The 12586-nt window shown below is 36.7% G+C and carries 12 protein-coding genes and 1 tRNA gene; 7 read left to right on the top strand and 6 right to left on the bottom strand.

Features of this window, described 5'->3' with window-relative positions:
- The first annotated feature begins 115 nt into the window (after positions 1-115).
- Positions 116-2086 carry a cation:proton antiporter gene (locus tag CY0110_RS05835; RefSeq protein WP_008274395.1) on the top strand — a complete coding sequence of 657 codons (1971 nt, stop codon included), beginning with the start codon at positions 116-118 and terminating at the stop codon, positions 2084-2086.
- Between the two features lie 33 nt (positions 2087-2119).
- Here the strand turns inward: CY0110_RS05835 and CY0110_RS05830 are convergent, their stop codons facing one another.
- Positions 2120-2767, bottom strand: coding sequence for a hypothetical protein (locus tag CY0110_RS05830; RefSeq protein WP_157464540.1), 648 nt, complete (start codon positions 2765-2767; stop codon positions 2120-2122).
- Positions 2768-2814: 47 nt separating this feature from the next.
- Between CY0110_RS05830 and CY0110_RS05825 the strand changes: the two genes are divergently transcribed.
- Positions 2815-3099: a DUF427 domain-containing protein gene (locus tag CY0110_RS05825; protein ID WP_008274393.1), complete on the top strand. Its 285-nt coding sequence runs from the start codon at positions 2815-2817 to the stop codon at positions 3097-3099.
- Between the two features lie 76 nt (positions 3100-3175).
- Here the strand turns inward: CY0110_RS05825 and CY0110_RS05820 are convergent, their stop codons facing one another.
- Positions 3176-3718, bottom strand: coding sequence for a hypothetical protein (locus CY0110_RS05820; protein ID WP_008274392.1), 543 nt, complete (start codon positions 3716-3718; stop codon positions 3176-3178).
- Between the two features lie 141 nt (positions 3719-3859).
- Between CY0110_RS05820 and CY0110_RS05815 the strand changes: the two genes are divergently transcribed.
- Entirely contained in the window at positions 3860-4075 is a 216-nt protein-coding gene (locus tag CY0110_RS05815) for a hypothetical protein (protein WP_008274391.1), read from the top strand.
- 78 nt (positions 4076-4153) lie between these two features.
- On the opposite strand, the gene CY0110_RS05810 is transcribed toward CY0110_RS05815, so the two are convergent.
- Together CY0110_RS05810 and CY0110_RS05805 are read right to left on the bottom strand one after the other, a co-directional pair.
- Positions 4154-4966: a tetratricopeptide repeat protein gene (locus CY0110_RS05810; protein ID WP_008274390.1), complete on the bottom strand. Its 813-nt coding sequence runs from the start codon at positions 4964-4966 to the stop codon at positions 4154-4156.
- 74 nt (positions 4967-5040) lie between these two features.
- Positions 5041-5583 carry a type II secretion system protein gene (locus tag CY0110_RS05805; RefSeq protein ID WP_008274389.1) on the bottom strand — a complete coding sequence of 181 codons (543 nt, stop codon included), beginning with the start codon at positions 5581-5583 and terminating at the stop codon, positions 5041-5043.
- A 412-nt stretch (positions 5584-5995) separates the two neighbouring features.
- Between CY0110_RS05805 and CY0110_RS05800 the strand changes: the two genes are divergently transcribed.
- From CY0110_RS05800 to CY0110_RS05785, 4 genes are all read left to right on the top strand, one after another.
- Positions 5996-6802: a hypothetical protein gene (locus CY0110_RS05800; protein ID WP_008274388.1), complete on the top strand. Its 807-nt coding sequence runs from the start codon at positions 5996-5998 to the stop codon at positions 6800-6802.
- 308 nt (positions 6803-7110) lie between these two features.
- Complete coding sequence (locus tag CY0110_RS05795; RefSeq protein ID WP_008274387.1) at positions 7111-7644, top strand: DoxX family protein; 534 nt, start codon at positions 7111-7113, stop codon at positions 7642-7644.
- A gap of 704 nt (positions 7645-8348) precedes the next feature.
- Positions 8349-8783, top strand: a complete 435-nt coding sequence (locus tag CY0110_RS05790) for a hypothetical protein (protein WP_232285689.1) — start codon at positions 8349-8351, stop codon at positions 8781-8783.
- Between the two features lie 63 nt (positions 8784-8846).
- A tRNA-Gln gene (locus CY0110_RS05785) sits at positions 8847-8919 on the top strand.
- Between the two features lie 49 nt (positions 8920-8968).
- On the opposite strand, the gene CY0110_RS05780 is transcribed toward CY0110_RS05785, so the two are convergent.
- Entirely contained in the window at positions 8969-9490 is a 522-nt protein-coding gene (locus tag CY0110_RS05780) for a chemotaxis protein CheW (RefSeq protein WP_008274384.1), read from the bottom strand.
- Positions 9491-9512: 22 nt separating this feature from the next.
- Positions 9513-12572, bottom strand: a complete 3060-nt coding sequence (locus tag CY0110_RS05775; protein ID WP_008274383.1) for a hybrid sensor histidine kinase/response regulator — start codon at positions 12570-12572, stop codon at positions 9513-9515.
- Positions 12573-12586 lie beyond the last annotated feature (14 nt).

Genomic DNA, 12586 nt, shown 5'->3' with positions numbered 1-12586 from the left:
ATATTTTTAATAACCTTGTATCTATCCACCACTACTAACCCAAATTTTCGACTAACTCATTGTGGAGGTTATTGGTTAACACATCCTATGAAAGTTATTTGCCATCAATAAGCCTATGGAAGCATCCTTTGAACTCACCCTGCAAATCGTCTTGGCTGTCCTTGCAGGCATTAGCGCGCAAGTCATTGCCGAATTTTTTAAGGTTCCTAGCATTGTCTTTCTGCTTCTGTTTGGTATTATACTCGGAGCCGATGGCCTCAATTTTCTTCATCCCCATGAACTAGGAGTGGGCTTAGAAGTATTAGTCGCCCTTTCTGTAGCCATTATTCTCTTTGAAGGGGGATTAAATCTAGAATTACGGGACTTAGGACGAGTTTCAGGCAGTCTCCGTAACTTAGTCACCTTTGGGACCTTAATTACCCTAGTGGGAGGGGGCATGGCAGCCCATTGGTTAGCAGAATTTCCTTGGTCTATTGCTTTTCTCTACGCAGCCTTAGTAGTTGTTACAGGACCAACCGTTATTAGTCCTCTTCTCAAACAAGTGGAAGTTGATCGTAAACTGGCTACCCTCCTCGAAAGCGAAGGGGTTCTCATTGACCCTGTGGGGGCTATTTTAGCGGTGGTGGTTCTCGATACCATTTTAAACAGTAGTGCGACCCCTGTGGAGATTTTTAGCGGTTTACTACTCAGATTTGCCATCGGTGCGATCATTGGGGGCATTAGTGGGGGACTACTAGGTTTTATTCTCAAAAATACCCCGTTTCTTTCAGAGGATTTAAGAAACTTAGTGGTATTAGCCGGGGTTTGGGGGTTATTTGGCTTAGCCCAACTTAGTCGTAGTGAATCTGGATTAATGGCCACCGTGGTTGCCGGTATTGTGTTAAGGGCTTCATCCATTCCCGATGAACGACTATTAAGGCGGTTTAAGGGACAACTTACGGTTTTATGTGTGTCAGTCTTATTTATCCTCTTAGCTGCGGATCTCTCCATTGACAGTATTTTTGCTCTGGGATGGGGTAGCGTTTTAACAGTTCTAGCTTTAATGTGGGTAGTACGACCCATTAGTATTGCTTTTTGTACCATCAATAGTGACCTCAATTGGCGACAAAAGTTCTTTTTAGGATGGATTGCCCCAAGAGGAATTGTTTCAGCTTCTGTTGCTTCTTTATTTGCCATTTTACTGACTGAAAAAGGGATTAATGGTGGTGATTCTATCAAAGCCTTGGTCTTCTTAACAATTATGATGACGGTATTTGTTCAAGGTTTATCGGCCCGTTGGGTAGCTAAAGGATTAAAAATAACAGCAGTCGAAGCGACAGGGGCTGTTATTGTGGGCTGTAATGCCTTAGGCCGACTCATGGGACGATTATTTGAGCAGCGTGGGGAATCAGTGGTATTAATTGATACAGATCCAGAAGCCTGTCAGCAAGCCGAAGCCGAAGGCTTATCCGTGTTTCAAAGTAGTGCGCTTGATCCCGATGTCTTAGAAGAAGCCGGCATTGAGTCGATGGGGACATTTATGGCTTTGACTAGCAATGGTCAAGTTAATTTAGTCTTAGCCCAACGGGCCACAGAAGAATTTAAACCCCCTAGAGTCTTTGCTATCTTCCCCAGTAATGCGCCTCAAGACAACAACTCTAATAAAGGCAGTAAAACTCATATTAGTCCTGCCTTTGTGGATCAACAGTTAATTAAAATGTGGAATCAATATTTAACTGAAGGTCAATTTAAGTTAGGGATTACAGATTTTCAAGAACCAGGACTTTCTTTTAAACAAGCTCACTTTCAAGCCTTAATTCGAGAAGGGGAAGTTTTACCCCTTCTGATCAAGCGAAAGGGTAGTTTACAAGTAGTTCAAGCCAGTCAAAATTGGCAAGAAGGGGATGAGGTAACTTATCTATTTCATGATCCTCGTCCAAAATTACTCAAGCGTCTTTCAGGAGGTAGTCAAACGTCTAAAGAATTGACCGCTGAACGGTTACCAGAAGTCGAAGAAGTACCCTTAGCTGATCCCGTTGATAATTCTTCGTCTGAGTCTTCTATAAATACCCTTGATAATTCTCAAAAGTCAGAAGCAAAAAGTTAAAAATTTTCTTGATTGATAATTAGTTATTACTAATTATTTCTTGCTAAATTCTTTAATTATTTCTTGATAGCAAACAAGACAAAAGTAAAGGGTAAAATTAATCATGCCTAAAAGCTTAGGTATCCCTTCAATTAATAAAGATTTGATGGAAAACTGTTCATAGAAAGTGTCTATTAAAACCGCTATGATAATTAACAAAAAGGAAGTTATTATAATCCCATAAGGAGTTAATTTTAAATTTTTCCAAAACAACAATAGATATAATAATAAAATGAAACCGTAAGTCTTAATAGTTGTTAGTTTAGGAATATCGAAATATTGTAAAATAATATGAATACGATAAATTTCATTTAACAAAAATCCAGCCGTTAAAATAGTAGAACCTAATAAGAAAAAATTATTACTATTATTAGGGTTAATACGTCTAAGAATGACAAAAGTAAACCCACAAATTACTGGAGAAATAGAGCATAATATTTCAAAGGTATGAGTTAAAAACGCTGCTGTGGGATAGGGGGGAGTAGGAGGAGGAATAAATAAACCTTCTACTGATGGCTCAAATTTTTGAGCATAGAAGATTATCAAAATTAGTAAAAATAAACTGATACTGTTACAGATAACAAAAGCATGGGAAATCTTTTTCAGTAAGGTTAATATTTTATTTTTTAATCTTGTCAACAAAACTAATTTCCTCTATGATAAACAATGAAACAATTGAAGAGTAAAATATGACAAAAGCAACTTGGAATAATGTGATCTTAGCGGAAAGTGATCAATGTGAAATTGTAGAAGGAAATTATTATTTTCCTCATGATTCAATTAAAAAAGAGTATTTTAAAGAAAGTGATACTCATACAAATTGTTTTTGGAAAGGAGAAGCAAGTTACTATACCATCGAAGTCAATGGCGAGGAAAACAAAGATGCAGCCTGGTATTATCCTACACCTAAAGAAAAAGCACAAAATATCAAAAACTATGTTGCTTTTTGGAAAGGGATAAAAGTTGAAAAGTAAAATTAGTTTTTTTCATACAAAAAAGCTGATTAGTTGGATAAAATCAATAAAAATATCCAACTTTCTATTAAAATAACTAAACAGTCATTGCTGTCCAAATTGTCCAACTATCTATTAATAATAAAAAAACTGTACAAACCAATAAAATTAAATACATCCAAGGTTGAGATAGGGGACGAATATCCGTGGTATCAATCCCTGTTTTTTCAGTAACAATCTGAACTAAATAGGAAAATCCAGCAATACGCATCGGCAGTAAATAAGCTTGTTCAGAATTTTCACTAATAAAATAATAAACTAAACCTCCTTGTCCTGTCGTTCGTAATTTTAAATCCTTAATATCTGACCAATTTAATGACCATCCTTTGCGAAAAAAAGAAGGAAACCACACAGGATAAACAACTTTAATCTGACTTTCATTGATAATAACTCGTTCACTTAATGCCCCAATTAAAACTAATAAACCTAAAAACATTCCTATCCATAATAATCCAGAAGGAATAGGCGCATTGGTTACTTCCGCTAGAAAGGGCAAAGGAACAGTTAAGGCAATGTATAGACTAAGTAAAGTAATACGAATTAAAGGGGAAATACGAAAAACAGAACGATCTAAACTCATGATGTTTTAATTTCTAACAGGTCAAAAAAGTTTTGTATTTTGTAACAGCTTTTTGTAATGTATTCCTATAGTGTATACGGATCTAATGTAATTTATGTTATACCAGAATTAAGACAAACAAATATATGGAGGGTATAATCTATGTTTTTACAACATAAACCTAGTGGAGATGTGGTTGAAGTCCTTAATTTTGACCATCTTTACGACCCTTGCGAAAGTAAAATTACGGGAAGATATCATAACGGAGAAGAAATGCAAGATCCGGAACCTTTTACAAAATCAGAATTAACATTTCCCTCTGGTGAACCACTTCCCCGTTGTTGGGTTGAACCTGATTATCGTTTAGAAGCTGCATAATAAACTCAGTGGTCAGAATTTCCATTAATCAGTTATTTGCATTGGTCAGGAGTTCAAAAATTGAACTCCTGTCTTATTTTATTTGAGGTTAAGAAACTTATCTAAAGCTGCAACCATTTGCGGTGGCCAACGACGAATATTTTTAACCCAGTCAAGGTCTTGATATCGGTTATCCATACCAACTGCAGCAACCCAATGACTTTCCGCTTCCCCCTGTTGTCCCATATTCCATAAAACAGCAGTTAACGCTGCCCTCATATCGGGAAACATAGGATATTTACGCACTAAATTACGCATTTCTGTAATGGCTTCTCCCTTTTTACCTATTTGATAGGAAACTAGGGCTGCATTAGCACGAGCAAAAGCAAAATTAGGGGCAATTTCTACAGCTTTTTGATAATCGGTTAAGGCTTTTTCCCAGTCACCCTGACCACTTTCGGCATTACCACGATTATTATAAGCCATAGCATCATTAGGGTTAAGCTCTAAGACTCTGTTGTAATCTGCGATCGCTGCTTCATACTTTCCTTGACCTTCTAACGCTGTTCCTCGATTCAGATAAGGATCAGGAGCATCTGGGGCGAGTTCAATAGCTTCATTGAAATCTGCGATCGCTGCTTCTAGTTTATTTTGACTCACACGGGCATTACCTCGATTACTCCACACTGCCGGATTACTGGGAAACGCTTCAACTAACTCGGTCCAGTAGGCTTCGGCTTGAACAAAATCTCCATTTTCTGTGGCTTCTATAGCCTTTTTAGCGGTCGCTTCTCCTTTTTGTAGCTGTTCTTCTGTTATAGTAGGATTCTCTTGAGTTTGTGCTAATCCTATGGGAGTGACCCCTACCCATATAACTAAGATAATCAGTAAACTTAAAATCCTGCGAATCATTCTAGTCTTTATTCCTAGTATCTTTTACTTATATTATTACCTTAATTTTCAATTTTAACGATATTACTCTTATCTCAGTGGTTGCAGACTTCACGGGGTTGCCATCCTAAACTCAAAATTAAGTCATCACTATTTCTATCTCTCTCTCTGTCGTTATAAAAACCTGGTTGATGATGTAAACTACCGTTAACTGGGGACTGTCTTATTTTGTCTTTGCCAAAAAAGCTAATTTTCACCACACAACCTCCACTAGATGACCAATTTTCATAATCATACCTGGAATTATAGGGGGTTAAGGTGGTATTACTTCTGATAAAACATTCAATGCCCACTGGTACTTGATCAGAACTTACATCTTCTGGAAAATTGCCTTTTTCCAATCTAAAGGCTTCTAATTCTCGTTTAATACAACCCATATGAAGTTTAGCTTCTCCATAATGAAATTTGTCAATAGTGGCAATATAAGCAGGTGTAGCAATAGTAGATAAAATTCCAACAATTATTCCTGAAATTAATAATTCTAGTAAAGTAAATCCTTGAGCAGAATTTTTTGCTTTTTGACTACTAATGGGTACTTTCGATAAATAAAGAGAAACTAAAATCTTGAAAAAAAGCATGATAATATCAACCTTAAAACATAAGGTTTACTCTAATAATTTTCTTCATCTTTGTTGAATTAATAAAATAAAAATAAAAAGCGGGTTCACTCAGATCACAAGTTCTCTTTTCTCTGAGTCAACAATATAGGATTATGAACAGGATACCCAGATTTGAGCCAAATCATGTCATTTTAGTGATTTTAATTTGCAGTTTAAAACTTATTTAAAGGATTAGGGCATATTACTTAAAAGTACCAAATGAGATACATTGATTTAGTTCTATGGAATGGAAAAAATGGCAGCATACATCCTTCAAGTTAAAAGATTGTCTTCCCTCCTATTCGGGTATCTATATCGTTGCAGATAAAGATGATTGTGTTTGGTATGTAGGACAAGCGAAGGATATACAATTACGAATGACTATGACATATTGCAAAATTCAGCAACTAAAAAACACGGAGGTTTAATTAGAAACACTTGGTCTGGACTGTATCGACATTCTAATCGTACAGTTGTTTGGATAGATACTCCTATTTATAAAATGCCTGGATATCAGTTTGAGTTTTATGGGGGGTTAGAAGTTATTAATTATTTAGAAACTCATAGAGATGAACGAAGTCATTATCTTCAAAAAGAGACTATTCTAGACGTTAACGTTTTGATGCTAACAGACCTAAAAATTCTGACTTTATCTAATTTAGTCATAGAAGAAAAATTAAAAAATAAATTACCTTTATTAGAAAACACCATGAATACAAACAACCAACAAGAATTACAAAACCAATCTCAAGAATTAATGACACCTTCTTTACCTAAAAAGATGACACGCTGGTTAGTACATATAGAAGAGGTTGAAGTAGAAATCTGTAAAGATGAAAATAATAAATATTATGTTCGACATAATTTATATTGGTATATTATTCATAATAGAAAAAATCCAGATCCCATCCATAATTGTGTAATCAAAAATTGTGAAATAATGATTAATAATAGATTACCTACAATTTGGTGGGTGGGTTATACTTTTAAATTTGAAGAACTTGAATTTGAAGATGGATTGATTACCGAAGCTGTTTTATTACCTTTAAAAATGTTTGAGGATCTGATCAAATATCATTTTGCTGAGTCAACTAAAAATTCTACGGCTGAACCTCCAAAGTCTTCTGATTATTTCTATCAACAATATCAACTCGGTAAATGGCTTCAAAATAATAGCTTAGGACAATTCAAAAAGTAACCCAACCTCTTGAGTCTTACAGAGACTTAATAATATTAAGCCCCTACCGTCTGCGGACAACTGTTCACTGGTAACTGTTTACTGACCACTGACGTTGAAATATTTAAGAAACTTGTTAAGATATTAAGAAATGTTAATGCTATACTCATCAGCATTGTCTAGAGCCTTATCGCTTTAGTTCCCTAAACAAGGACGTTTAAGGGATTAGGGTCATAACGCGACTGGATTATTTCTAAACATTGATCTACAAAACTCAATGAATTTTTGTAAAATCCTTAATTTTTTCAATCTTTTCACGTCTTGTCATCATGAATACATCAATACTTAGTTTACTCTTCAAACCCAATGTTAACCCTAGCATTGCGTCCCAAACTGCTTGGGCAATTTTTCGGGTGGTTGTCGGTTTAATGATGATCCATAATGGACTCGATAAATTAGGCAATATCGAAAGTTTTGCAGAAGCTTATGTGTCTTATATTGGATTGCCTTTCCCCATTTTCTTTAGCTATGTGGCTGCTTTTACTGAATTAATCGGTGCGCCTTTAGTTGCCATTGGTTTATTTACTCGTCCTGCTGCATTAGGGTTACTTTCAACGATGATCGTTGCTATGTACCATCATGTTTTAGTAGCAGGATTTAGTATTCCTTATCTCGAACTATCTGCTATTTATGCAGCTTGTTTTCTCTTCTTTTTAGTTAATGGTGCCGGTTTATTTTCTACCGATGCTTTGATCTTGAACTGGTTAGATAGTCAAGCTTTTAACCAAAAAGCTAAGCAACTAATGTTGTTAGAAAAATCTTATCAAGTTTCTCCAAGTAAGAAAGAAAAACAAATGCGATAAGGTTTGATTTGAGTTCTCCAGGGATTAAAATACCCTGGGATTATATTCATTCTTCTACTCATACCAAATCCGCTTATTTTAGTAGAGTAACGTTTTTTCTCCCCACTCCCTACTCCCTGCTCCCTGCTCCCTGCTCCCTGCTCCCTGCTTCAAGACTTAATACTATACTATCTAAAACGGATCTAGTATAAAATGTGGGGAAGAAGTAAAAGTCAGGGTTTAAACTCCATCAAATTCAAAAATCTTTAGGTCATCTTTAACAAACAATGGAGATAGGTTTTCAGCGAGTTGAAGCAGGGTTATCAATAATAATTATATTCCCTGGTTGAAGTTGAGGAATCAAACTTTTTTCCAGCCATGTTTCAAATAAATCTCGATTACACGACCCCTCAAAAGTTAATGGAGCAAATATTTTTCCTTAAGTTTTTTTTCTAGTTATACCTAACTTTTTAATTCCATCACTCACGTTTTGCTGTGTGACATTCTCTCCCCATTTCTCGGCTATTTGTTGCTGTGTTTTATCTTTATGTTGTCTGACAAACTGTTTGAATCTCTCTAAATCTTGAATTTTGCGATTATTTTTAGGAGGACGCTTGGCGGTCTCGCGGGAGCGAGTGCGGCTGCACCGCTTTGAAGTCTCCTGTTTCCTGACTATCCAAAATGTAGCTAATTATATATAGGTGTAGGATTACTAACTATGTTTCTTGTTGCTAATCCTTTCTTTTATATTTTTTAGTTTAGCAATTTTTACAGGGATTGATGGACTTGCTAAAGGGATTAAGTATTGGAAGATTGCTTCCGAAATTTCTGGCAATGAAGATAACCTAAAATCAGAACAGAAAAAACTTGAAGCTGAGTTGGATAACAAAAATACTACTTTTCAAGAAGCCATCAATAATATGAAAATTAGTATTAATCCCATTTTATATGAATTGAAAGAGCTTTTTCATGAGTTAGATAATATTCCTTTTGCTTCTAAGGAAATTAATATAGATAACATTCATTCTGCTTTAATTATTGAACTCTTAACGGAATCTGACTATCGAGAGAATCTTCCGCTAGAATACCATTCTTTTCTTGACTATTTAATTGAAAAGCACTCAACATACCAGTTTCAGAGACTATTGGTAAAAAATTAATAAAAAAATACTTGACAAACCACCAATGCCTATTGTTATAATTACAGAGGCAATAAAAAATATTGGGGTGTAGCCAAGCGGTAAGGCAGCGGGTTTTGGTCTCGCCATTCCCTAGGTTCGAATCCTAGCACCCCAGTTTACACAATAAAAGTAGTTTGAGTTTGATGCTAACGACTTTAACAGATTTAATCAATCAATGATAACTGCTTACTGTTGACAGACATTAACTGATTAACATCTAATAAAAAGAAAGATTGTTGCTCATTAACTTGAATAATAGTAGAGCTAATACAATGAATATTACCCTGAGTTAAATAAGTATCTGGTAGAGGAATAAAAGCTGATTCAGAAACCCTAAGAATAGAGGGAGATGAATCAATAGGTAATCCAACTATCTCATTATTGTTATTGTGAATAATTAGTAAAAAACGAGTTTGATCTGTATTTTGATGGGAGGAAAGCGTTTCTGTGCCGAAAATACGACGAGCCACATCAATAACCAATAATTCTTGACCTTGATAATGAGTTAAACTGACACCTTTTCTTTGAGGATCACCATACACTTTACCTAATTGTAGAACTTTTTGAATGGCATCAATGGCTAACGCGAACCATTCTTCCCCTAAGAGAAAAGTAATAATTTGTTGTGTGTTTTGCGTTGTTTTTCCTGGGGAACGACGGGAAGGACGATGAGAATAAATAGTCATAATCGATAATAATCAAAATTAATTAAGGTTTAATTAACTGTTGAATAGTAGTTAATAAATTAGTCTCTTTAAATGGCTTAGAAAAATAAGCAGAAGCTCCTAAATTCATGGCTAACTGACGATGTTTATCTCCACTGCGAGAGGTTAACATAATCACAGGTAATTGTTGAAAAGTAAGATTAGATTTGAGATGAGAAAGTAAACCATAACCATCAAGACGGGGCATTTCAATATCACTAATAACTAATTTAACAGTCGCTGCTAAACCATCTTGTAACTTTTCTAAAGCATCTTGACCATCTTTAGCTTGTTCGACACGATAACCCGCTTTTTCTAGAGTTAATGCTAAGAAGCGACGCACATTAATTGAGTCTTCTACAATCATGATAGTTTTAGCCTGATGGTCTATAAATTGTGCGTCCAAATCATTCATGGTTAGGGACAATTTCGGAGTAAAAGAAGATTGAGTAGGATCATCATTAAGCCATTGCAATAATGCCATCACATCCACCAGAGGAACCACTCTGCCATCTCCTAAAATAGTGCAACCCCCAAACCCTTTAGGCAGTCCGAAGTTCCCTTCAACTTGGCGAATCGCCACTTCTTGTTCTCCCCAGTAACGATCAATCTCAATAGCTACATAATGATTACCATGAGAAATCATTAAAACTGTTGGCTGATTAATGATAGGAGTGACATCAGTAGAAATCATTTGAGGCGATCGCGGAAAATCAAACCACTGTTTTAAACGAATCAGAGGAACCAAAGATCCATCCCAGTGAATCATTTCTTGACCCCCACCAGTGACAAACATTTCTGGATGAAGAGGAACGATTTCTTCAATGACAGTATGGGGAAACGCTAATAACATTCCGGCACTTTCTACTAACAATACTCGTACCACTGAAAGAGTAAAAGGAACCGTAATGGTAAAGGTTGTCCCTTTATTAGGTTGGGTATTAACATGAATATCCCCTTGAATTTGACGCAAATTGGTGCGAACCACATCCATTCCTACCCCACGGCCGGATAAGTCCGTTACTTTGGCTGCGGTACTAAACCCAGGTTCAAAAATCAAGTCTAATAAGTCTTGATCGCTGGCCTGTTGAAGATCCGCTTCTTGTAATCCCATTTCTAAAGCTTTGAGACGAATTTTTTCTATATCAATGCCTGCGCCATCATCTTGCAGGGTGATTATGGTTTTATTACCGCGATATCCTGCTGTAATAGAAATAGTTCCCGTAGGGGGTTTCCCCATAGTTTGACGGATTTCTGGGGATTCAATCCCGTGATCAAAGGCGTTGCGTAATAGATGTAATAAAGGATCATTGAGGGCTTCTAATACTGTACGATCAAGTAACGTTGCACCCCCTTTAATCTTAAAATTGACCTGTTTGCCATATTGGACTTCCATTGCTCGTAACCCCCTACGAAATCGCCCCACTACATCAGAAATAGGACGCATTCGCAGTTGAGTGATGGTATTCTGCATTAATTGAGAGGTTCGAGAAAAAGCCCGTGAAGAACTTTCGGTTTCTTCTAAATTCAGTTGTAGATCGTTGGTAACTTCTTGGAGTTGTACTACAGTATCCATGATCTCTTGGGAAACAAGATGAGCATCGCTATAACGATCCATTTCTAATGAATCAAACGTTTCTAGGAGTGCATTAATTTCTCCTTGTTTCCCTTCGACTAAATTTGATGTAAAGTTTTTTCTCAGTCCATTACCCCTTAGTGCAGTGTAAACTGACTCCTTACTTTGAATTCGAGGTGTTATCTGATCATAATTATTGCGTAACCGTTGATTCGATTGTTCTAGGGTTTGAACACGATCACTTAATAATTCAATGAGATGACGAAGGCGTTTAACTTGTAAATTTAAGCCGTTTCGTTCAATGGTCAGTTCTCCAAAGCGATCGCTAAGGATTTCTAATTGTTCTACAGGAACGCGAATGGTATCGGGTTGATTGTCCTCTCCTGTATCGGTAGAAGAAGAGGTAATAATCAAATCCTCTGGCGTTTGAGGCGTTACATCATTTAAGTTCGCTAAAAAGTCTTGAGCTTCTTGGGTAAAGTCTTGAGTGGTGAGATATGATTTTAAGGTCTCTGGAGTCATAATAATCTCAGGGGTTTCCCCTTGTTCTTCTAACTCCGAGGCTGCGCCTACCTCTAGGGACATATCACTAAACAGAATTAATCCTTCGGTCAATGAGGATGAGGAATCTGTATTAGAAGGAATCCCAAAAGATAAAGGCGAATCATCTAACTCATGGAATTCATCTTCCCACGTTTCTGATAACTCTGCGACCCTCAAACTCGATAAATCAATTTCTGTCGGTATCATCGTCCGTTGTCCAACCATAACCATAGCATGGGATCTTCGCCATGCTTGTAGGGCTAAATTAGCGATCGTTGGCATATCCTGGGGATAGGTTTCGATGCCCTCAACAATAGACTGACACAGGGCTGAAAAGGGAGGCAATTCTAACATTTGCCCCAACCCTTCTAATTCTTGTGCTGCAATCAAAAATTCTTCTCGTAAACAAGGCTGCTGGGGATCAGCAAACACCGACTCTAACCGTCGTAAACAGCTTTCGACTTCCGATTCAAACATGATTACCACCATGTCTTCCTCGGCTTCTTCTGAGAGAAGGTTAACCGCATCTTCGGCTTGAGGATCACCCAGACGTTGGTAGAGGGCATCGATGAGAGGATTAACCTCTTTTTCTAACCAAGTGGTTTCGATATCAATGTCTTGACGGTTCCATTGAGCAATTTGTCGTAGACGATCCACACTACTCAAAAATAGCCCTTCTAGCTGTTCATCGAGGTTGTCATTTTTCCCGGCTTTGAGAACTTTGAAGAAATCTTCTAAACGATGAGCGATGTTTGAAAGGGTTTGGAAACCCATCATAGCTGCTCCGCCTTTAATGGAATGGGCAGCCCTTAATAGGTGGTCAATTTCTTGACGGTTAATGCCATGAGTCCCTAACCCCAATAACCCTGATTCAAGGGTGTTCAAGTAATCTTGGGCTTCTGTGAGAAATTGTAACCTGACTTTTTTTTCCTTATCCTGTGTCATGATCTCCTTCCTAA

The sequence above is a fragment of the Crocosphaera chwakensis CCY0110 genome (genome assembly GCF_000169335.1).
In the GTDB taxonomy this organism is placed as follows: Bacteria; Cyanobacteriota; Cyanobacteriia; order Cyanobacteriales; family Microcystaceae; genus Crocosphaera; species Crocosphaera chwakensis.
Note: the sequence above shows the minus strand (reverse complement) of the source record. Positions and strands in the feature narration are given on the sequence as shown.

Excerpts from the sequence above, each read along its gene's own strand:
- CY0110_RS05835 (WP_008274395.1), top strand. The coding sequence starts at position 116 with ATGGAAGCATCCTTTGAACTCACCCTGCAAATCGTCTTGGCTGTCCTT.
- CY0110_RS05825 (WP_008274393.1), top strand. The coding sequence starts at position 2,815 with ATGACAAAAGCAACTTGGAATAATGTGATCTTAGCGGAAAGTGATCAA.
- CY0110_RS05820 (WP_008274392.1), bottom strand. The coding sequence starts at position 3,718 with ATGAGTTTAGATCGTTCTGTTTTTCGTATTTCCCCTTTAATTCGTATT.
- CY0110_RS05815 (WP_008274391.1), top strand. The coding sequence starts at position 3,860 with ATGTTTTTACAACATAAACCTAGTGGAGATGTGGTTGAAGTCCTTAAT.
- CY0110_RS05810 (WP_008274390.1), bottom strand. The coding sequence starts at position 4,966 with ATGATTCGCAGGATTTTAAGTTTACTGATTATCTTAGTTATATGGGTA.
- CY0110_RS05805 (WP_008274389.1), bottom strand. The coding sequence starts at position 5,583 with ATGCTTTTTTTCAAGATTTTAGTTTCTCTTTATTTATCGAAAGTACCC.
- CY0110_RS05795 (WP_008274387.1), top strand. The coding sequence starts at position 7,111 with ATGAATACATCAATACTTAGTTTACTCTTCAAACCCAATGTTAACCCT.
- CY0110_RS05780 (WP_008274384.1), bottom strand. The coding sequence starts at position 9,490 with ATGACTATTTATTCTCATCGTCCTTCCCGTCGTTCCCCAGGAAAAACA.
- CY0110_RS05775 (WP_008274383.1), bottom strand. The coding sequence starts at position 12,572 with ATGACACAGGATAAGGAAAAAAAAGTCAGGTTACAATTTCTCACAGAA.